Genomic DNA, 21,265 nt, shown 5'->3' with positions numbered 1-21,265 from the left:
CACGCAAGAGTGCCATAGTGACGGCCACCTCAGCGCACGAGGGAACACACCCGGGGGCCGGCAGGACGAGCAGCCCCTCTCCCACGTCGACGGGCGTCGCCCGCGCGTGGGGGACATCGCACACATCGATCACGAGGCCGGGGGAATCGGCCCAGATGGTAGGTCAACGATGACCAGCAGCAGAGATTCGGACACGCGTCACATAACCGCCGGGGCCGAGCCGCCCCGGGGGCTGTCGAGGCGAGGTCTTCTGCGGTCCGGAGCCGCGGTCGGCGTGCTCGGCGTGCCGTTCCTCTCGGCCTGCGCCGGGCCGACCGGTACGGTCGGCGGCGGTTCGTCGAAGACGCTGACGCTGGCCCTGAACCGGTCACTGATCAGCCTCGACAACAAGATGAACCAGTTCGACGCCGCGGTCACCGTGCAGCGCGCGGTCCGCCAGGCGCTCACCGCGGTCGCCCAGGACCTCACGGTGGAACCGGTGCTCGCGGAGAGCTTCGAACGCACCGGCGCCCTGGAGTGGACGGTGCGGCTCCGCGAGAACCTCGTCTACTCGGACGGGACGCCCGTCACCGTCGAGGACGTCAAGACCGCGATCGACTGTTACCGGGAGACCGGCGACGGCTCCTTCGTCGGCAGCCAGTTCCCCGAGTGGCCGGAGCTGACCAGGATCGACGCCCGCACCTTCCTGCTCACCACCCGGGCCCCCGTGGTCACCCTGGACGTGCTGATGTCCAACATCCTGATCACGCCGGCCGCCGCCAACAAGCCCGAGGAACTCCAGGGCGGCGTGGGCAGCGGCCCCTACCGGGTCGAACGCGCCGACAGCGGCACCGGCCGGTACACCCTCGTCGTCAACGAGCGGTACTGGGGCCCGGACAAGCCGTCGGTGGAGCGGGTGAACATCGAGTTCATGCCGCAGGAGTCCAGCCGGGTGGACGCCCTGCGCTCCGGCGCGGTGGACGTCATCGACAGCATCGCCCCGGTCTCCGTCCTCCAACTGGAGGGCCTTTCCGACATCGCCATCGAGTCGGTGCCGGGAACGCGTTACTCCCATCTCTTCTTCAACTTCCGCCAGCCCGAGGACAGTCCGCTCAACGACCCGCGGGTGCGCCGCGCCCTGAGCTGGGCCATCGACGGCGAGCTGATCGCCGAGGAGCTGTTCGGCGGGGACGTGGTGATCGCCGAGGGCCTCGTGCCCGCCACGCTGGACGGCTACGTCAAGACCGGCGAGTTCGTCCACGACCCCGAACGGTGCCGCGCCGAGCTGTCCCGGCTCGGCGTCCAGGACCTGTCGATGACGCTCATCTGGGAGAGCGGCGAGTGGGTCAACGACTCGGCGGCCATGGAGGCGCTCGTGCAGATGTACCGCGACGTGGGGGTCCGACTGCGACTCAGGGAGTTCCAGCCGGGCGGGGACATCAACGAGTGGCGGCGGGGGCTGGGCGGCGACTGGGACATCCTGTGCAACGGCTACGGCAACCAGACCGGGCTGGCCCTGACGAACATCCAGGGCATGTACGGCAGCACCCCCGAGATGCGCGAGCAGCGCGACGACTACCTCGGCTTCGCCTACTCCGACATCGCCGCGAAGGTCGCCCTCGCCACCGAGACCGGCGACCGCGCGGAACGCAACGACCTCCTGGCCGAGGTGCAGCGCGAGGTGTGGGAACTGGCGCCGGTGCTCTGGGCGTTCGTGCCCAACGCGGTGCTGGCCCGCCGGGAGAGCGTGCGCGACGTGCGACTGTCGTCGATCAACTCCTACCCGCTCTCCGCCGTCGCGATCGGGGAATGAGATGGCGCGCTATCTGCTGACCCGGATCGCCCAGAGCGTCCTGACGGTCTTCATGACCGTCTCCCTCGTCTTCCTCCTCATCCGCCTGGCCCCCGGCGACCCGGCCGCGGCCTACGCCCCGCCGAACGCGAACAGCTCGGAGCTGGCGTCCATCCGCCAGGAGCTGGGGCTCGACGAACCGCTGTACGCCCAGTACGTCTCGTTCCTCGGCCGACTGCTCACCGGGGACTTCGGCACCTCGTTCTCCTTCCACCAGCCGGCGCTGGACGTGGTGCTGGACCGGATGCCCTACACGGTGACCCTCGCCGTCGCGGCCATGCTGCTGGCGCTCGCGGTGTCGGTGCCCCTGGGCGTGTGGATGGCGCGCCGGGCCAACACCCTGCGCGAGATGAGCGCCAACTTCGTGACGATCGGCGCCCAGTCCATGCCGGACTTCTGGATCGGCATCATGCTGCTGACGGTCTTCGCCAGCCAGCTGGGCTGGCTCCCGGTCTCCGGCTTCGCCACCTGGTCGGGGCTGGTGCTGCCGGCGACGACGGTGGCGATCCTGCAGATCGCGCTGCTGTCCCGCACGGTGCGGCACGAGATGACGGACGCGCTCGCCGCCCCCTACAGCACGGTCGCCCGTTCCCGGGGCGTCAGCGGAGCGGCCCTCACCTGGGGGTACGCCATGCGCAACTCGGCGGTCCCGGTGGTCACGGCCTTCGGCACCCGCTTCGCGAGCATGCTCAACGGCGTTGTCGTGGTCGAGGTGGTCTTCAACTGGCCCGGCGTCGGGTCGCTGGTGGTGCGGGCGTTGCAGACCCGCGACTACCCCCTCATCCAGGCGACCGTCCTGGTGACCGCCGTCCTCGCCATCACCGTCCAGCTGGTGGTCGACCTCTGCTACCCGCTGCTCGACCCCCGGGTCCGCCTCGGACAGAAAGCAAGCGCATGACGAACCCGACACCGGCCTCACCCGCCCCTCCGACTGCGGGGGCACCGCGCCCCAGCGCGGTGGGCAAGCGGGAGCTGTCCAGGTCCGCCGCGGGCCGCCGACGCCGCGGTGCCCGGTTGAAGACGCTCATCGGCGCCTTTCTCACCGCCCTGGTGGTCCTGCCCATCGCCCTGGCCAGCGTCCTGCCGATCCCCTCCGCCGACACCCAGAACCTGAGCGAACGACTGCGGCCGCCCGGCACCCCCGGGCATCTGCTCGGCACCGACGAACTCGGCCGCGACCTGCTCTCCCGCATCCTGCACGGCGGCCAGGTCTCGCTGACCATCGGCGTCACGGCCGTGCTCGTCTCCGGCCTCATCGGCATCACCCTGGGCTCCCTCGCCGGCTACTACGGTGGCCGGACCGACGCGGTGATCTCCCGCTTCGTGGAGGCGCAGCTGAGCCTGCCGCTGCTGCTGATGCTGCTGCTCGTCGTCGCGCTGTTCGGGCAGTCGATCCCCGTGATCGCGTTCGTCATCGCCATCGCCAACTGGCCGGAACCGGCGCGGCTGACCCGCTCGACGGTCCTGGTGGAACGGGAGAAACCCTATGTGGCGGCCGCCCGGGTGCTCGGGCTGCGCCGGGGCGCGATCCTGGTCCGGCACGTGCTGCCGAACATCATGAAGCAGGCGCTGGTCGTGGTGCTGCTGCTGCTCGCCCAGGCGGTCCTGTTGGAGAGCGCGCTCAGCTTCCTCGGCGCCGGCCCGCAGCGCCCCTTCCCCACCTGGGGGCGGATCATCTCCGACGGCCAGGCCGTCATGCAGACCGCCTGGTGGATCGTCACCCTGCCGGGGCTGTTCATCGCGGCCCTGGTCATCGGGGTCAACCTGCTCGGCGACGGGCTGCGCGAGGGGTCCTGGAAGCCGAGGGCCCCCTGGAGCCGGCGCCTCGACAAGAAGACGGCGGTGCGCTGATGTCGCTACTCGAAGTGCGGGGCCTCACCGTCGAGCTGATGACCGACGCCGGTGTCGTGCGGGCCGTCGACGGCGTGGACTTCGCGCTGGATCGGGGCGAGACGGTGACCATCATCGGGGAGTCCAGCTCCGGCAAGTCCACGACCGCCATGGGGCTGCTGCGCCTGCTCCCCGACGACCTGGCCGTGCTGTCCGGCTCCGCCGTGTTGGAGGGCGTCGACGTCGTCCGCGACCGCGGGGGGGCCGAGGCGCTGCGTGGCCGCAGCGTCGCCCTCGTGCCGCAGGACCCGATGACGGCGCTCTCCCCGGTGCACACCATCGGCGCCCAGCTGGTCCAGGCCGTCCGCATCGGGCGCGGCGTCGGTCGGGCCGCGGCGCGCGAGGTCGCCGTCGGGCTCCTCGACCGGGTGCGCATTCCCGATCCGGAGAAGCAGCTGCGGCGCTATCCGCACCACCTCTCCGGCGGCATGCTGCAACGCGTGCTGATCGCCGCGGCGCTCGCCGCCGAGCCGGTGCTGCTCGTCGCCGACGAGCCGACCAGCGCGCTGGACGTCACCGTGCAGGCGTCGATCCTGGACCTGCTGCTGGAGCTGCAGGAGACCACGGGCACCGCCATCCTGATGATCACCCATGACATCGGGGTGGCCCGGCTGGTCTCCGACCGCATCCACGTCATGCGCCATGGCCGTTTCGTCGAGAGCGGGCGGGCGGAGGACATCGTGGACCACCCGGCGGACCCCTACACCCGCAGGCTGATCGAGTCGGTGCCCAGGCTGGGGGCCTGGGACGGTTCCCCGGCGGGGCATTCCGTCGCGGGGCATTCCGTCGCGGGGCATTCCGTCACGGAGAAGGAGAGTGACCGGTGACCGCCCTGTTGGAGGTAAGGGACCTCGTCGTCGAGTACGCGGTGCCGGGGGGCACGTTCCGGGCCGTGGACGGCGTCTCGTTCCGCGTGGAGTCCGGCCGGACCCTGGCCATCGTCGGGGAGTCCGGTTGCGGCAAGTCGACGATCGCCCGTTCCGTCGTGCGGCTGCTCACCCCGGCCTCGGGCAGCATCCTGCTCGACGGGACGGACATCGCCCGGATGCCGGAGCGGGAGTTCCGGCCACTGCGCTCGCGCGTCCAGATGGTCTTCCAGGACCCCTACGGCTCGCTCGATCCCCGGCTGACGGCGGAGCAGATCGTCGCCGAGGCCGTCGCGATGCGCGGCCGGCTTCCCGCGGCTGAGCGTGGCCGGAAGGCGGCCGAGCACCTGTCGCGGGTCGGCCTGCCCGACTCGGCGCGGGGACGCCGGCCGCACGAGTTCTCCGGGGGGCAGCGCCAGCGCATCGGCATCGCGCGGGCGTTGGCCTGCGAGCCGGAGCTGGTGGTGCTGGACGAGGCGACCAGCGCCCTCGACGTCTCGGTGCAGGCGGACATCCTGGCGCTGCTGGCCCAGCTCCAGCGGGACACGGGCGTGACCTTCGTGCTGATCTCGCACAACCTGGGTGTCGTGCGGGAGATCAGTGACACCGTCGTCGTGATGTCCAAGGGCGCCGTCGTGGAGAGCGGCGACACCGAGACCGTGCTGCGCGCGCCCCGGCACCCCTACACCCGCGCGTTGCGGGCCGCCGCGCTCGACCCGACGCTGATGCGCGGCCGCAAGCCGCGCCATCTGCTCGCGGCCGGACGCGAGCGGACCGCGACGGTGCCCACCGATGAGGCGGACCCCCGATGAACCCGACGGAGAATCCCATGCGCCCCAGCCGCACGGCCCACCCGATGCCCGCCGAGCGGGTCGACGGCCTCCCCCTGCCGCTCACCCGTCTGGCGCTGGGCACCATGACGTTCGGGGACACCGCTGACGAGTCGGCCTCCGCCGCCATGCTCGACGCCGCGCTCGAAGCGGGCGTCACGGTCGTCGACACGGCGAACGGGTACGCGGGCGGCGAGAGCGAGCGCATCGTGGGCCGGCTCCTCGCGGGCCGCCGCGACCAGGTGGTGCTCGCCACCAAGGCGGGCATCCCGCACCCGGACGCCGGCGCGCACTCGCCGCTCTCCCCCGCCGGGCTGCGCGCCAGCGTCGACGGCAGCCTGGCGCGGCTGAACACCGACCGCGTCGACCTCTTCTATCTGCACCAACCCGACCGCGCCGCGCGGCTGGAGGACACCCTGGCGACCGTCGCCGAGCTGGCGGACGCCGGGAAGATCGGGGCGCTGGGTGTCTCCAACTACGCGGCCTGGCAGATCGGCGACGTCATCCGGGTCGCCGAGGAGACGGGGGCGCCCAGGCCCGTGGTGGCGCAGCAGGTCTACAACCTGCTGGCCCGCCGACTTGAGGACGAGTACGCGGAGTTCGCCACCGTGCACGGCGTGCACACCATGGTCTACAACCCGCTCGGCGGCGGCCTGCTCACCGGCCGCTACCGGCGGGACGAGGCGCCTACCAGCGGCCGGTTCGGGGACTCGCGGCTGTCGGAGATGTACCGGCGGCGCTACTGGGACGAGCGGCTGTTCGACGCGCTGGACCGGTTGGCGCTGCTCGCCGACGAGGCCGGGCTGCCCCTGGTGGAGCTGGCCTACCGTTGGCTGTTCGCCCGCGAGGTGACCGGCTCGGTCCTGCTCGGCGGCTCCCGCGTCGACCAGCTTCGGGCGAACCTCGCCCTCGCCGCGGCCCCGCCGCTGGACGCGGAGTTGGTCGCCGCCTGCGACGCGGTCAGCGCCGGCCTCGCGGGACCGGCGCCCGCCTACAACCGGTGAGCGGCGACCGACGACCGGCCGGCCGCCTTCTGTCGGAACAGCACACAACAGCAAGTGAGGGATCACGTGTCAACGGCTGAATTCGTCCGTCGGTTCCGCGCGCGCGAAGCCATGGTGGGGTACTGGGTCATCCTCGACTCCCCCGTGTCGACCGAGCGCCTGGCCCGGGTCGGCTACGACTACCTGTGCATCGACCAGCAGCACGGGCTGACCGGCTACGAGGGGCTGCGCAACGGCCTGCTGGCCGTCGACGCCGGGGCCCGGCTCGGCGCCGTGGACACCGTGGGCCTGGTGCGGGCGGCGGCGAACGACCTGACCTGGATCGGGCACGCCCTCGACGCGGGTGCCTCGGGCGTCATCGTTCCGCTGATCGACACGCCCGAGGACGCCGCGCACGCCGTCGCCTGCGTCAAGTACCCGCCGGTGGGCCGGCGTTCGTACGGCCCGATGCGGTCCCAGCTGCGGATCGGGCCCGCGCCGGCCGAGGTCAACGCGGAGACCCTGGTCATCGCGATGATCGAGACGCCGGAGGGCTTGGCGAACGTCGAGGCGATCGCGGCCACCCCCGGCCTCGACTCCCTCTACGTGGGACCGAGCGACCTCGCCCTGGCCGTGGGGGGCGCCCGCCCGGACGATCCGGCGGTGGCGGACGCCTTCGAGGCGGCGCTCGTCCGGGTGCGCGAGGCCGCCGAGGCCGCCGGGATCTCCGTCGGTATCCACGCGCAGCACGGCGAGGAGGCCGCGTCCCGGATCGCCGAGGGGTTCCGCTTCGTCAGCGTCTCCTGCGACCTCGTCCACCTGGAGAAGGCGGCCGCCCACCACCTGGCCACCGCTCGTGGCTGAGCCGGGCGCCGCCGGCCGGGAGGCCGCGCGCGGCGTGGACGTCGACGGGCTGCTGGCCACCGGCCGGCGGGGGCTGCGGACCCGGCCGGGGCGGCTGCTGCTCGGACCGACCGGGGCGCGGCTGTGGGCCGACGTGCTCACCGAGGACCCGGGGTTCGTCGGGGTCATCGACGTGGTGCACAAGCTGAACATGCCGATGCTCTTCACCGTCGCGGCACGGCGCGGCGGGAACGATGCGGGTGCCGCGGGGCCCGCCGACGTCGAGTGGCGGCCGAGTTCGCTGCGCGTCGAGGGCCGCCTCGGCGGGGGGCTCTCGTTCCGCGAGCGCAAGACGATCTCGTGGGAGGACGTCGCCCTCAGCGAGCAGACCTGGCGCAACGAGGGCGAACTGCCGGTCGTGCTGCGGCTGTCGGTGGACCGCGCGTGGTGCGCGGTCGAGGACGGCCACGCCCACGGTTTCCGGCCGGTGCCCGAGCGGGGGTTCACGGTGAGCTGCTCGGTGGCCGCCTCCCGGGACGAGCTGTGGGAGGGGCTGGCCCTGGGGCCGGGCGAGGAGGCCGTGCTGCGGGTGGCCGCCGCCGTGGAGGTCACCGAGGGCCTGACGGGGCCCTCGCCGGACGTGGCGCGCGCGACGCGGCGGCGGGCCTCGGCGGGCACCGAGCCGGGGGCCGTGGACCGGGCGACCGCGGCGTACCGCGCGTGGTTCGCGGACGCCCCCGGTTTCTCCAGCAGCGATCCGGTGCTGGACCGGGTGTGGGCGTACCGCTGGTTCCTGTTGCGCCACAACCTCGCCGCGCCGGACGTCGGCGCGCTGCGGGGCACGGTGATGTACGAGGGCCGCTCGCACAAGATGACCAAGGAACCGTGGCGGCCCGAGGGGTGGGAGTTCAGCAAGCACATCCCGCTCTCCACCCCGCTGCACCTGCTCGATTTGCGCTGGTACCGCGACGGGACGCCCGGCGCCGAGGTGCTGGCCTCGCTGCCCGCGCGGCAGGGCGCGGACGGCCAGTTCCACAGCGCCACCGCGAACGAGGTCATGCACCCGTACGCGAACTTCGCGGGCTGGGCCGCCGCCCGGTACGCGCGGCTGCACGGGGCGGAGGCGCTGCGCGCGGTGCTGCCGGCGTTGAAGCGGCAGGTGCGCGGGGAGCGGGACGTGCTCTCCGGCGCCGACGCGCTGCCGGTGCAGCACGACCACCGGCTGACCGGGAAGGAGTACCAGCCCAGCTACTGGTACTTCGCCGGATACCCGGACGATCCGAAGGACCCGGCCGGCTACACCCCGCTCAAGCGGGTGGACCGCGCCGTCTACCAGTACCTCAACGCCCGGGGGGTCGCCGAGCTGTGCCGGGGGCTGGCGGACCCGGACGCCGAGGAGTTCGAGGCCCTGGCCGTGCGGGTGGCGCGCTCGGTGCGGGACAAGCAGTGGGACGCGGAGGACGGCTTCTTCCACGACCTGGACGCCGCCACCGACCGCCGCGCCCGGGTACGCAACGTCGTCGGCTTCTACCCCCTGTGGGCCGGACTGGCCGACCCCTCCCAACGAGCCGCGCTGGTCGACGCGTTGGGCGATCCGGACGGCTTCGCCACCGACGCCCCGGTGCCGTCGGTGGAGACCCGTTGCCCCGTCTTCGCCCAGGGCGGCGGCTGGAAGGGGCACTTCCTCAAGGGGCGCAACGGCTGCATGTGGAACGGGCCGACCTGGCCCTACACCAACAGCGTCGTCCTGGACGCCGTGGGCCGGGCCGCCCGGGAGACGGACCACCGGCTGGACTCCCTCTTCGCGCGGCTCCTGCGCGCGACCGTGAACCTCCACTTCACCCAGCACGACGGCCGCACGCCCTATCTGGTCGAGCACTACGACAGCCGCACGGGCGAGCCGATCAGCGACGAGCCGGACTACAACCACTCGTACCTGATCGACCTGGTGGTCCGTTACGTCGCCGGCCTCACCGTGTCGCCGGACACGCTCCGGCTCGACCCGGTGGACATCGGTCTGACCCACTTCCGGCTCACCGGGGCGCCGGCCCTGGGCCACCGGGTGGACGTCGCCTACGAGACGGGAACGGGCCTGGACCTGTTCGTCGACGGCGAGCACCGCGCCCACCGCGCCGACCTGGGGCGGCTGGAGACCCGGCTGGCCGGGCCCCGTTCGGCATGAAGGACCACGAGGCGACCGAGTCGTGAACCCCGGGCCCGCCCCCGAGGCCCAAACCACCAGCCTCGGGGGTGGGCGGGCACGAGCGCCTCCGGGGACCGGCTGTCCGCGCACGTCTTTCCCTGCCTCACGGGTGACTCATTTCGCATCGCCGCCGACGGGCAAGTGCTCCCCGGGTAACGGTTGGTGGCCGTGGGGACCGACGTGCAGTGGCTTCATTTCCGGGCGGTTCGGGCGCTCGGGGCCGGGTGCTCGCTTGGGGTTTCTCATGGTGGGTTCTCCAACAGCCGGAGCCCACAGGGCCGAGCTCGCCACTGGCCAGCCCCGGCAGCTCGTCGGCTCCGGACTGACAGGGCCACGGAGTGGAGCGCGGTGGGGCGGGCCGGCCTTGGTGTTCGCCCGTCCTTGGTGGGTTGCTCTGTTTTCGCCGGCGACTTCCTGTCAGAAACCAGCTGTGTCCGGGGCGTCGCAGCAGGTGAGATGGGGGGATGGTCCTACGTTCTTCGCGTTCTTCCTCCTCCTCGCGCTCCCGCAGCCAGTTTCTACGGCGTGCCGCCCGCCGGAGGAGCTCTTCACCGCAGCCGGGGTCGTCGGGTGGGTTGGGTTGGGCCCGGCGGGTCGAGTTGGTGTCGGTCCTGGCGGCTTCTCTCGCCGTGATCGTGGGTCTGTGGTACTCCAACAGCCAGATCCGCGACGAACTGAGTATCAGCCGCGACGCCTTGTCCACCGCCCAGGAAGGGGAGGTCACCGACCGCTACAACGCCGCTGTCACCAACCTCGGCGATGACGCGATCGACGTGCGCCTGGGCGGCATATACGCGCTCCAGCGCATCCTGGTCGACTCTCCCCGTGACCGCGCCACCATCACCAGCCTCCTCGGCACCTACGTCCGCAACCACACCGCCAGTCCGCAGTCCCCACGCGAACCCGACGTCTCCGATTTCCCCGCCCCGCCACCCGCTGACGTAGCGGAGATCCTCACCTTCCTCACCGGCACTGATGCTCCGGTTCGCACCGTGGATCTGACCGGCGCGAACCTGCATGGCGCCCGCCTGCCCGGGGCGGACCTGGCGGGAGCGAACCTCGCTGGCGCGAGCCTGTGTGCCGCTGATCTCGCCGGCGCCGACCTCACCGGCGCGAACCTGGCCGGGGCCGACCTCACCGGCGCCAACCTCACCGGCGCTGACCTCACTGACGCGAATCTCACCGACGCGATACTTGACAGCGCGGACCTCGACAGCGCGGACCTCGCGGGCGCTGACCTCACCGACGCGTACCTGTGGGAGGCGTACTTGTGGGACGCGGACCTCACCGGCACCTACCTTGCCAGCACGCAACTCGCCGGTGCGGAACTGGACGGCGCGGACCTCACCGGCGCCTACCTGCTGGACGCGAACCTCACCGACACGTACCTGATGGAGGCGGACCTCACCGACACGAACCTGCAGAACGCGGACCTCACCAACGCCATGCTCGCCGACGCGAACCTCACCGGCGCCCACCTGTTCGGCACCGACCTCACCAACGCGAACCTGTTCGGCGTGGACCTCACCGACACGGATCTCGACGGGGCCACGGTGAGTCTGGAGCAGGTTCTCTCCGCATGGCCGCACGCCACCACCGGGCTCCCGGATGATCTCGCCGACCACCCCGGAGTCCTGGAGCGGATCGACGAAGGAGAGCGGCGGTAGCGCGAAGTACAGAGCCGGCCCGTCCCGGAACGCAGAGCGGGCCGGCTCCGACAGGTGGCCGGCCGCGTCCGTAGCCAGCCGCGGCCGCCGGACGACGAGTCGCGGTAGACGTCCGCCCAATCGCCAGCGCGCGTGGCTGGGCGGGCGTCTACCGGTCGCCGGCGCGTCTGTGAGTGCGTGTGAGCGTCAAGGTCTGTCGGAACGCGCTGCCGAGCTACGTGAGGGCCCGTCAGGGGTGAGCCCTGTGCGGGACATCGACCTCGTGTCCGGTGTCGCAGGCGGTGAACAGGCGGTTGGCGAATGGGTGGGAGGCGGACGGTCAGGCGGCGGAAGCGGCCCCCGTCGGTAGTACCGACGGGGCGCTGGAGCGAAACGGGCACGGGTCTCGATCGTGACCCCGTCGGTGGTGGCCTGCCGGTGGCGACGTAACCGGACTCGGGGTTGCCAGCGGGCGCGGACGGCGGCGGCGATCCGGTCGGTCACAGAGTTGGGCGGCTCCTTTCGTGTGCTGCGGCAACAGCGTGGACGGAGTCGGTGGCGCGACGGCATGGTGTCCTGAGTCGCTGCAGCAGGTAGCTGGTCCGGGCCTGCGGGGTTATGGGCGGCTCGCGGGTGAACGCCTGCTGATCGGCGTTTTCGGGCGACACCACGACGGACGGCGGGGCCGGCCCCGGCGGGGCGCGCCGACTCCCCCCGCACGCCCGGCGGCCGACGGGGCAGTGGAGCAGCTCCCGGAGCGCTGGCAGGGTCCCGGCGCGGCGGCGTGCTGGGAGGGTCCCGTTGCCCGGTGTCATTCGTTGACGGTGAAGCCCTGTTCCCGGCCGTAGTCGGTGATGCGGCGCTCCCAGGCCGCAAGTCCGGCCCGTAGCGTGGTGTTTCCGGCGAAGGCCTGTCCGACGGTGTCGCTGAAGACGCTGTTGGCGTAGGGCTCGAACGGCAGGTACTCCCAGTTGGGGAGGACTGCTTGCGAGGCTTCGGCGTAGACGCGGTTCACCCGCTGCCCGCCGAAGTAGGGGTCCTCGATGTCGAGCCAGGCGTCGGAGGCCAGCACGTCCGAGACGGCGGGGACCTGTCCCGCTTCCACCCACATCCGGTTGGCGGTCTCGCTGGTGGTCATCCACTGGGTGAAGCCGACGGCGGCGAGTTTGTCGTCGCTGCCGGCCGGCACGGTGAGGCCCGAGCCGCCGCTCTGCGCACCGGTCCGCTGGGGGTCCGCGCCGTCGGTTCCGTCGGTGTACTGGGGTATGTCGGTCACCCGCCACTGGCCGGCGGCGGAGGGGACGTGGCTGGCCAGCGCGGAGCCGCCCCAGGCGCCGGCGACCCAGGTGGCGTAGCGGCCGTCCGCCATGCCGCGGCGCCACTCGTTGGACCACTGTGCGACCCCGTTGTCGATCAGCCCGTCGGCCAGCAGGCCGCCCCACATGTCCGCCCAGGCGGTGCTGCCGGTGTCCGCGAGGTCGACGGAGAGGTCCTCGCCGGAGGAGGCGAAGGGTGTTCCGCCGGCCTGCCAGATCATGGCCAGGGCGCCGTTGCCGTCGCCAGCGTCCGCGGTGATGTAGGCGGTGGGGTCCGCCTCGTGCAGCTGCCGGGCGGCGTCGGCGTACTCGGCCCAGGTCGTCGGCACCTCGATGCCGTGTCGTTCGAAGACGTCGGCGCGGTAGTAGAGGACCAGGGGGCCGGAGTCCAGTGGGACTCCGTACGCTCCGCCGCGGATGGCGACCTGTGACCAGATCTCGTCGGAGAAGTGGTCGGAGAGGCCGCCGTTGGCGTAGTCCTCCAGGTCGGTCAGCGAGCCCTGCAGGGCGAACTGCGGCATGGCCAGGTATTCCATGTAGACCACGTCCGGGATTCCGGAGCCGGCCTTCATCGCGTTCTGCAGTTTGGTGTAGGCGACGTCGCTGCCGCCGACGTTGGTGACGTTGACGGTGACGGCTGGGTACTCGGCTTCGAAGGCCCGTGCCATGTCGGCGGCCTGGGGCGACCAGGACCAGAAGTCGATGGTGGTCTCCTCGTGGAGGGCCGCCTCGATCTCGTCCGCGGTCGCGGTGAACCCCGTCTCGAAGTCCCCCGGCGCGCAGCCGGTCAGGGCCAGGGCGGTCACCGCTCCGATGGCGAGCACCGGCCGGAGGAATCCGCGGCTCCCGGCGTCTCTCATCGCCATGGTGTTTCCCTTTCATTGGGCGTCTGGGATGGGTGGATGCGTGGGTGTGTCTGGTCGGCGGCTACTCCTTGACGCCGCCGGAGACGAGTCCGGTTTCCCAGAAGCGCTGCAGGGAGAGGAAGAGCACGATGGTGGGGATGATGGAGATCAGCGATCCGGTGATGATGAGGTTGTCGATCGCCTCGCCGGTGGCGGTGACCGCCTGCTGGTTCTGCGCGCTCCAGTTGTTCAGGCCGACGGTGAGGGGGAGCCAGTCGGCGTCGTTGAGCATGATCAGCGGCAGGAAGTAGTTGTTCCACGAGGTGACGAAGCTGAACAGCAGGACGGGGACCAGTGCGGGCATCAGCAGGCGCAGGGCTATGGAGCGGAAGATGCGGAACTCGCCCGCGCCGTCGATCCGGGCCGCCTCCAGCATCTGGCCCGGCACCGCGTCCTCGGTGAAGAACCACACCAGGTAGAGCCCCAGTGGGTTGATCAGCGAGGGGATGATGACCGCCCAGGGCGTGTTGGTGAGCCCCATGTTGCTGAACATCAGGAACGTGGGGACGGCGAGCGCGGTGGCCGGGATCGCGATGGCGCCGAGCAGGACGGGGAGGAAGAGCCGGCGCCCGGGGAAGTCGAACCGTGCCAGGCCGTAGCCCGCCAGCGTGGCCAGGATCGTCCCGCCGCCGGCTCCGACCACCACGTAGAGCAGGGTGTTGAGCAGCCAGCGGCCGAACTGGCCGTCGGCGTAGGCGAAGGTGTCGCTGATGTTGTCCCAGAGGGAGAAGTCGCCGGAGAACCACAGGCCGAACGAGGACAGCAGCGAGTCCTGCGACTTGGTCGAGTTGATCAGCAGCCACAGGATCGGCAGCAGGGTGTAGACCAGCAGCAGGCTCATCATCAGGGTGAGGACGAGGGACTTGCGCTGTCTGGGCAGCGGGCGTGGGTGGCTCATCGGGTGGCCTCGCGCCGGGTGCCGAGGAACTGGATCACGAAGGCGACGGTCATGGTGATGACACCGATCAGGATGGAGATCGCCGCGGCGTAGTTGAACTGCTGGCCGGCGAAGGAGAGGTTGTAGGCGTAGAGGTTGGGGGTGTAGCTGGTCGAGATTGTGTTTGGCGACAACGTTTTGAGGACGCTGGGCTCGTTGAAGAGTTGGAAGCTGCCGATGACGGAGAAGACGGTGGCCAGGACCAGTGACGGTCGCATCGCCGGCAGCTTGATGTGCCGGATGACGCGGACCCACCCTGCTCCGTCGATGGTCGCCGCCTCGTAGCGTTCTCTGGGGACCAGTTGGAGCGCCGAGTACAGGATCAGCATGTTGAAGCCGACGAACTCCCAGGTGGCGACGTTTCCGATGGCGGCGAGTACGTAGTTGCCCGACAGGGGGTCGGGGAGGTCGAGGCCGAGGGAGGAGTTGAGGTTGCCGATCAGTCCCGAGTCGGTGCCGTACATGAACCCCCACATCAGGGCGGCGACCACGGCGGGGATGGCGTAGGGCAGGAACAGGGCGATCCGGTACAGCGGGGTGAAGTACAGCCGTGCGCTGTCGAGGGCGAGCGCGGCCAGCAGGGAGAGCGCCAGCATCACGGGGACCTGCACCGCCATGTAGCCAGCGACGCGGAGCACCGAGTCCCAGAAGGCGGGGTCGTCCAGCGCCTTCAGATAGTTGTCGAGGCCGACGAAGATCGTCCCGCCGACGAGCCGGTCACGGAAGAGGCTGAGGTAGATCGCGTAGCCGATGGGCGCGATGATCACCAGGAGGAAAACGGCCGCGAACGGGGCGACGAACCACAGTCCGGTGAGGCGGCGGCGTTGCCGCCGGGTCCCGGGGAGGGGGTCGGCCGCCTCGGCCGGGTCCCGGCGCGGCCGGCGGGAGGCGGCCGGCGTGGACACGGCGCTCATCAGGCCGGGTCCGTGCTGTGCAGGGGTCCGCCTGAGGCGCCCGCCGGCCCGGAGAGCATACGGGTATCCAACTCCACCATCACGCAGAGTCCTTTCACCTTTGAAGAGATGCCGCCGCGAGCAAGTTGTCTTGAAATACTTTGTTGTTGGTGCAAACATGTGTAGCAGTCGCTTGCCGGGAGACGCAAGCATCGGTACCGAATCGGCCCGAGCCCGCCCCACGGGGCCGGCTCGCGGCGCCGGGACCGCCCCGCGCTCGGAAGAAGGACTGGGAATGCCGCTCCAGCACGTTGAGGTGCACCGCGACCTCGCCGACGGCACCACGCTGCGCGCCGATGTGGCGATCGTCGGCTCGGGCGCCGGCGGCGCCGCGGTGGCGGGTGAGCTGAGCCGCGCCGGGCTCACCTCGGTCGTCATCGAACCGGGCGACCTGCCCCACGACCGGGGCCTGGGCACCCATCTGCGCAACGCCCACCCCCCGGAGGCGGACCTGCGCGCCGAGTTCGGGCCCCGGGTGCTCGAGGGCCTGGTCCCCTACCAGAACGCGGAACGGACCCTGCCCGACCTGCGCGGCCAGCGCTTCGTGCACGCCATCGGCGGGATGATGTCCTTCTGGTCCCACGTGTGCGCCGAGCCCGACTACGCCACCGAGGCCGAACCGGACATCCCCCAGGCCGAGATGCGGTCCCTGTGGGCCGAGGCGGCCGAGCTGCTGTGGGCCAACCGGGAGGTGGGCGCCGCCGGGGTCCGCCAGCGGCGGCTGATGGCCGCCCTGCGCGGACTGCTGCCCGGACTGCCCGCCGACCGCGGTGTCCAGCCGCTGCCCATCGGGCTGCGGCACGACCCCACCGGGCAGGCCGAGTACGCCGGCGCCGACGCCCTGCTCAGCGGCCTGGACACCGCACGCCCGGCCCGGATCACCCTGGTCGCCGGGTACGCGGCCCAGCGGATCGAGCTGGCCGGCAGCCGCGCCTCGGCCGTGGTCGCCGCCGCCGTCAACGGCCCCGCCCGGCTGCGGATCGAGGCGGACGCGGTGGTCACCGCCGCCGGCGCCCTCGGCTCCCCGATGATCCTGCGCAACTCCGGGATCCGGCTGCCGGCGCTGGGGCGTTACCTGACCGACCACACCATGGTCAGCTCCCGGATCCGGCTGGGCCGGCACGTCCTGGCGGGAGCGGACGAACGCGACGCGTCCTTCGGCGTGTGGATCCCGTCGAGTGCGGCCCGGCTCGCGCACACCCAGGTGGTGCCCCCGTGGACCGAGGTGGCCGGCTTCGACCCGGGCGTACCCGCCCGGGAGACCGCCGACATCGGCCAGTTCGTCGGCGTCGACCCGGACCCGGACAACCGGCTGGTCTTCGACGACGACCGGCACGACGCCTGGGGCCTGCCGGTGACCACCGCCCGTTTCGCCCTCGGCGCGGCCGACCGCGAGCGGCTGCACGCCACCGTCGCCGACCACGCCCGGGTGGCGGACAGCATCCGCGACACCAGCGTGGGCCTGTCCATCTCGGTGGCGCCCCCGGGCGGCAGCCTGCACCTGATGGGCTCCACCCGCCTCGGCTCCCCGGAGACGGGAGTGGCCGACAGCCGGGGAAAGGTGTGGGGCACCGACAATCTCTATGTGGCCGGCAACGGCGTGGTCAGCACCCGCACCACCAGCAACCCGACGGTGAACGTGGTGGCGATCGCCCTGCGGACCGCGCGCGCCATCGCCGGCACCGACTGAAAGCCCGGGAGGCCCAGCCCATGTCCCACATCGGTCGCCACCCGGTCGCCGTCAACCCCCTGCAGTTCATGGCCACCGCGGACGGATGGTTCGACTTCGCCGACCCGCCACCACTCGGCGAGATCCTGGACGCCGTCGTGGCGGCCGGTTTCCACGCCGTCCAACCCGGCGTCCCGGACGGCGGCTCACCGGCCGCCTACCGGCGGGCGCTGGCCGCCGCCGGCCTGACGGCCGGGCCCGGCTATGTGGCGCTTGCCTGGAGCGAGGACGCCGAGGTGCGGCGCCACCAGCTGGAGCGGGCCCGCGCCCAGGCGCGGGTGTTGACCGAGTGCGGCGCGGAGCTGGCGTTCCTGGCGCTCGATCTCACCCTGGACCACCCCCGGGCGCACCACCCGGCGCGCGGCTGGGCTTCCTCGCTCCGGCGGGTGGACGGCATCGCCGACCTGCTGGGCGAGGCGGCTCGGGCGCTGGCCGCCGAGGGGGTGACCGCCGCGCTCCATCCGCACGTCGGCACCTGGGTGGAGACGGAGCGGGAGACCGCCCACGTCCTCGACAGGGCCGGTGTCGAGCTCGCCTTCGGCCCCGACCTGGGACATCTGGCCTGGGCCGGCGCCGACCTGCCTGGGCTGCTCGGGGCCTACCGGGAGCGGATCGCCGGCCTGCACCTGAAGGACATGGCGCTGTCGGTCGCCGAACGGGCCCGCGCCGAGGGCCTGGACTACCGGGGCACCGTCGCCGGCGGGCTGTGGCGCGAGCCGGGCGAGGGGGATCTGCCGCTGGCCGACCTGGTCGCCGCGCTGGGTCCGGGCAGCGACTGCTGGCTGGTGATCGAGGTGGACAACTCCCGCCACTCACCGCGCGAGAGCCTGCTGCGCTGTGGGGCGGCGGTCCGGGCGCTGGACACCGCGTTCGGCCCGACGGGCTGACCCGCCCGGTGCCCCGGTCCGGACGGGGTCAGCCGGTCGGAGCGCCGACGCGCACCGGCCGGTGGCCCGCCGGGTCGGCCAGCAGGTCGGAGAACGCCAGCTCCGCGGTGCCGATGGTCAGCTGGTCGGCGCCCAGCTCGGCGGTGGCCACGGTCAGCGACTCGAAGCTGGACCGGATGGCGTCCGCGCCCAGCGCGTCGTCGGCGGGCCGGTGGCGGTGCAGGCTGGCCAGGAAGCCGCCGAGCACCAGCCGCCCGGGGTTGAAGACGTTCACCGCGTTGCGCACCGCCACGCCCAGCAGTTCCAGGTCGCGGCGCACCACGGCCCGCACCGCGGGATCGTCGCTGGCGGCCAGCGCCTCGTCCAGCCGGTCCACCTGGTGCGGCAACAGGCCGACGCAGTCCAGGAGTTCTCGCTGGGTGACCTCGATCTCCAGACAGCCCCGGGCGCCGCAGGGGCACTTCCGCCCCTCGCTGCGCACCATGAAGTGGCCCAGCTCGCCCCCGTAGCCGGACGCGCCCCTGACCACCTGGCCGCCGGTGATCACGCCACCGCCGATGCCGCTGGCGCCGCCGATGAAGTACACCAGGTCGTCGATGCCGCGCCCGGCGCCGAACGCGCTCTCCCCGTACATGCCGAGCGAGGCGGCGTTGGCGGCCTTGGTCGGCAGGCCGGTGGCCCGTTCCAGCTCGACGGCCAGCGGCTCCTCCCGCCAGCCCAGGTGCACCGCGTCCCGCACCTGCCCGTCGCTTCGGCGCACCTGGCCCGGGACGGCGACCGCGACGCCCGCCACGGCCAGGGTGCGGCCGGCGAGCAGGGCGCTGATCGCGCCCGCGCTGCGGGTGACGACCTCCCGGACGGTCAGGTCGGCGGAGGTCTCCATCCGCCAGCGTTCCAGCACCCGGCCGCCCAGGCCCACCAGGCCCACCGTGATCGCGTCCACCTCGGGGTTGACCGTGACGGCCACGATGTCCGGCGACGGCGTGATCAGCGGGCTCGGCCGGCCCTTGCGGGGCGTCGCCGCGGGCGAGCCCTCCACCACGTCGCCGAGCGCGACCAGGTCGGCCAGGCAGGCGCCCACCGTGGAGCGGTTGAGGCCGGTGCGCCGGGTCAGCTCGGCGCGGGGCAGCCCGCCGCTGCGGTGCACGATCTTCAACAGCCTGGCGAGATTGTTCCGGCGCAGGTCGTCGGCCGTCCCGCCGGTGGGCGGGCGGGTCGGGCGGTTCACCGGCTGGTCCGGGCCGGCGAGGGCACGGGCGTCCCGCCGGTGGTCATGGCAACGGCCAGTGCAGGGCGCGGACATGGGCGAGCGCCTCGATCGCGCCATGGGTGCGGTTCATCCCCATATCCTCCCACTCCACGGAGATGGGGCCGGTGTATCCGATGGCCGTCAGGGCGCGGAACGCGTCCTCCCACGGCACGTCACCATGCCCGATGGACACGAAGTCCCAGGCCCGCCTGGGGTCCCCCCAGGGCAGATGGGAGCCCAGAATACCGGAGCGGCCATCACGTGGGCGCAACCTGGTGTCCTTGCAGTCGACATGGTGGATGCGGTCGGCGAAGTCGGTGATGAAGGCGACCGGGTCCACGCCCTGCCACATCAGGTGGCTGGGGTCCCAGTTGAAGCCGAAGGCTGGCCGGCCGGCCAGCGCGTCCACCGCGCGGCGGGCGGTCCAGTAGTCGAACGCGATCTCGCCCGGGTGGAGTTCGTGGGCGAAGACCACGCCCTCGTCGTCGAAGACGTCGAGGATGGGGTTCCAGCGGCGGGCGAAGTCCTCGTAGCCGGCCTCGATCACGGAGTCGGGGACGCCGGGGAAGCCCACCACGTAGGGCCAGATGGACGATCCGCAGAAGCCGACGACCCGGTCGACGCCGAGCTTGCGGGCGACGCGGGCGGCGCGTTTCATCGCCTCCGCGGCGCGGGCGCGCACCCCCTCGGCCTCGCCGTCGCCCCAGATGTGCGGGGGCAGCAGGTCGGCGTGCCGGAAGTCGAAGGCGGGGGTGCCGACGGCGTTGCCCGCGGCGTGGCTGGACAGGGCCCACACGCCCAGTCCGTTCCGCTCCAGGGTGGCGCGGAAGGCGTCCAGATAGCGCGGGTCCTCCTCGGCGCGCACCAGGTCCAGGTGGTTGCCGCAGTCGACTTCCAGACCGTCGTAGCCCCAGGTCCCGGCGTCCGCGGCGATCCGCTCGAACGGGACGTCGTACCACTGGCCGGTGAACAGGGTGACGGGCCGGGTCTTCGGGTCAGTCATGGGTGGCCTGCTCCTTGGTCGTTGCCGCGGTGGCCGGGGCCGTGGCGGGCGGGGCGGCGACCTCGGTCCAGCCGCCGGTGGCGGCGGAGTCGACCACCGCCTGGGTGAGTCGGACCATGGCCGCTCCGTCGTGGAAGGTCGGGAGTTCGGCGCTGGTTTGGCCGTGTACCGCGGCGTGGGTATCGCGGACGAAGGCGTTGAAGGCGTCCTGGTAGCCCATCGGGTGCCCGGCGGGGAGGACGGAGAGGCGGGCGGCCTCGGCGGACAGCTGGGGGGTGTCCCGGGGGATGGCGCCCTGGCCGCCGGTGCGGGCGGCGTACCAGAGCGTGTTCGGGTTCTCCTGTTCGAAGAGGAGGTTGGCCTCGGTGCCGGAGACCTCGATGAACAGGTGGTTCTTCCGGCCGAGCGCCATCTGCGAGACCAGCAGGGTGCCCACGGCGCCGCCGGCCAGTTCGACGGTGACGGCGGCGACGTCCTCGGTGGTCAGCGGGCGGCCCCGGGGGCTGCGGTCGCGGACGGTGCGGGTGGCGGCGCTGACCCGGCGGACGTGGTCGCCGGTGATGAACTCGGTCAGGTCGCCGAGGTGGGAGCCGATATCGCCGAACGCCCGGGAGGGGCCGGTCGCCGTGGGGTTGGTCCACCAGCCGTCCTCGTCGTAGGCCAGCCGCCATTCCTGGAGGTAGCCGCCCCGGACGCTCACCAGGGGGCCGAGGGCGCCGGCGGCGGCGCGGGCGCGGGCCTCCACGGCCATCGGGTGGTAGCGGTAGACGAAGGGGACGGTGGCGACCAGGCCGCGGGCGGTGGCGAGGGCGGCCAGTTCCTGGGCGTCGGCCGGGGACACGGCCAGTGGCTTCTCACAGACGACGTGCTTGCCGGCGGTCAGGGCGGCCCTGGCGTAGTCGGCGTGGGTGCCGTTGGGGCTGCAGATGTGTACCAGGTCGAGGGTGTCGTCCGCGAGGAGTTCGTCCGGGTGGTCGTACCAGCGGGCGGCGTCCAGGGTCTGGGCGGCGGAACGGGCCCGGTCGGGTGCGCTGGAGGCGACTCCGTGCAGCACTCCCCCGGCCGCGCGGATCGCGCGGGCGTGTACCCCGGCGATGGATCCTCCACCGATCAGACCGGCCTTGAGTGGGCGGGGGCGCGAGTCGGCTATCCACATGGCGGGATCATCGCACGATTAAGTTGTTGGATCAAACA

Annotated in this window: 17 protein-coding genes; 11 read left to right on the top strand and 6 right to left on the bottom strand. The window is 72.2% G+C overall.

Features of this window, described 5'->3' with window-relative positions; genetic code table 11:
• The first annotated feature begins 274 nt into the window (after positions 1–274).
• The 9 genes from RM844_RS14670 to RM844_RS14630 all read left to right on the top strand — a co-directional run bounded on the left by RM844_RS14670 (position 275) and on the right by RM844_RS14630 (position 11,113).
• Positions 275–1,792, top strand: a complete 1,518-nt coding sequence (locus RM844_RS14670; RefSeq protein WP_311667597.1) for an ABC transporter substrate-binding protein — start codon at positions 275–277, stop codon at positions 1,790–1,792.
• A gap of 1 nt (position 1,793) precedes the next feature.
• The gene (locus RM844_RS14665) at positions 1,794–2,729 is read left to right on the top strand and encodes an ABC transporter permease (protein ID WP_311667595.1); all 936 of its coding nucleotides are present in this window, start codon (positions 1,794–1,796) and stop codon (positions 2,727–2,729) included.
• Between the two features lie 116 nt (positions 2,730–2,845).
• Positions 2,846–3,682, top strand: a complete 837-nt coding sequence (locus tag RM844_RS14660; protein WP_311667593.1) for an ABC transporter permease — start codon at positions 2,846–2,848, stop codon at positions 3,680–3,682.
• Positions 3,682–4,548, top strand: coding sequence for an ABC transporter ATP-binding protein (locus tag RM844_RS14655; protein ID WP_311667592.1), 867 nt, complete (start codon positions 3,682–3,684; stop codon positions 4,546–4,548). Before RM844_RS14660 ends, RM844_RS14655 begins: the two co-directional genes overlap by 1 nt.
• Positions 4,545–5,399, top strand: coding sequence for an ABC transporter ATP-binding protein (locus RM844_RS14650; protein WP_311667591.1), 855 nt, complete (start codon positions 4,545–4,547; stop codon positions 5,397–5,399). The genes RM844_RS14655 and RM844_RS14650 overlap by 4 nt, the downstream gene beginning before the upstream one ends.
• Positions 5,400–5,416: 17 nt before the next feature.
• A complete protein-coding gene (locus RM844_RS14645) occupies positions 5,417–6,421 on the top strand; it encodes an aldo/keto reductase (RefSeq protein WP_311667590.1) in 1,005 nt (334 codons plus the stop codon).
• 66 nt (positions 6,422–6,487) lie between these two features.
• Positions 6,488–7,264 (top strand): HpcH/HpaI aldolase family protein, encoded by a 777-nt coding sequence (locus tag RM844_RS14640; RefSeq protein WP_311667589.1) that lies wholly within the window; start codon positions 6,488–6,490, stop codon positions 7,262–7,264.
• On the top strand, positions 7,257–9,425 hold the full coding sequence (locus RM844_RS14635) for an MGH1-like glycoside hydrolase domain-containing protein (protein ID WP_311667587.1): 2,169 nt from the start codon (positions 7,257–7,259) through the stop codon (positions 9,423–9,425). Before RM844_RS14640 ends, RM844_RS14635 begins: the two co-directional genes overlap by 8 nt.
• 650 nt (positions 9,426–10,075) lie before the next feature.
• On the top strand, positions 10,076–11,113 hold the full coding sequence (locus RM844_RS14630; protein ID WP_311667586.1) for a pentapeptide repeat-containing protein: 1,038 nt from the start codon (positions 10,076–10,078) through the stop codon (positions 11,111–11,113).
• Positions 11,114–11,903: 790 nt separating this feature from the next.
• On the opposite strand, the gene RM844_RS14625 is transcribed toward RM844_RS14630, so the two are convergent.
• From RM844_RS14625 to RM844_RS14615, 3 genes are all read right to left on the bottom strand, one after another.
• A complete protein-coding gene (locus RM844_RS14625) occupies positions 11,904–13,274 on the bottom strand; it encodes an ABC transporter substrate-binding protein (RefSeq protein ID WP_311667585.1) in 1,371 nt (456 codons plus the stop codon).
• Between the two features lie 61 nt (positions 13,275–13,335).
• Positions 13,336–14,211 carry a carbohydrate ABC transporter permease gene (locus RM844_RS14620; RefSeq protein WP_311667584.1) on the bottom strand — a complete coding sequence of 292 codons (876 nt, stop codon included), beginning with the start codon at positions 14,209–14,211 and terminating at the stop codon, positions 13,336–13,338.
• Positions 14,208–15,164: a carbohydrate ABC transporter permease gene (locus tag RM844_RS14615; protein WP_311667583.1), complete on the bottom strand. Its 957-nt coding sequence runs from the start codon at positions 15,162–15,164 to the stop codon at positions 14,208–14,210. Before RM844_RS14615 ends, RM844_RS14620 begins: the two co-directional genes overlap by 4 nt.
• A gap of 274 nt (positions 15,165–15,438) precedes the next feature.
• Here RM844_RS14615 and RM844_RS14610 point away from each other — a divergent pair, with 274 nt between their 5' ends.
• Positions 15,439–16,893: a GMC oxidoreductase gene (locus tag RM844_RS14610; protein WP_311667582.1), complete on the top strand. Its 1,455-nt coding sequence runs from the start codon at positions 15,439–15,441 to the stop codon at positions 16,891–16,893.
• Positions 16,894–16,913: 20 nt separating this feature from the next.
• Positions 16,914–17,819 carry a sugar phosphate isomerase/epimerase family protein gene (locus RM844_RS14605; protein WP_311667580.1) on the top strand — a complete coding sequence of 302 codons (906 nt, stop codon included), beginning with the start codon at positions 16,914–16,916 and terminating at the stop codon, positions 17,817–17,819.
• A 28-nt stretch (positions 17,820–17,847) separates the two neighbouring features.
• Here the strand turns inward: RM844_RS14605 and RM844_RS14600 are convergent, their stop codons facing one another.
• The 3 genes from RM844_RS14600 to RM844_RS14590 are packed head-to-tail and all read right to left on the bottom strand — an operon-like array spanning position 17,848 to position 21,227.
• A complete protein-coding gene (locus RM844_RS14600) occupies positions 17,848–19,047 on the bottom strand; it encodes an ROK family protein (protein ID WP_311667579.1) in 1,200 nt (399 codons plus the stop codon).
• Positions 19,048–19,090: 43 nt separating this feature from the next.
• Positions 19,091–20,071 carry a sugar phosphate isomerase/epimerase family protein gene (locus tag RM844_RS14595; RefSeq protein WP_311667578.1) on the bottom strand — a complete coding sequence of 327 codons (981 nt, stop codon included), beginning with the start codon at positions 20,069–20,071 and terminating at the stop codon, positions 19,091–19,093.
• A complete protein-coding gene (locus RM844_RS14590; RefSeq protein ID WP_311667577.1) occupies positions 20,064–21,227 on the bottom strand; it encodes a Gfo/Idh/MocA family protein in 1,164 nt (387 codons plus the stop codon). Before RM844_RS14590 ends, RM844_RS14595 begins: the two co-directional genes overlap by 8 nt.
• Positions 21,228–21,265 lie beyond the last annotated feature (38 nt).

Source organism: Streptomyces chisholmiae, from assembly GCF_031845445.1.
GTDB lineage: Bacteria > Actinomycetota > Actinomycetes > Streptomycetales > Streptomycetaceae > Streptomyces > Streptomyces chisholmiae.
The sequence above is the reverse complement of the archived record's forward strand: the minus strand, read 5'-3'. Positions and strand labels throughout refer to the sequence as shown.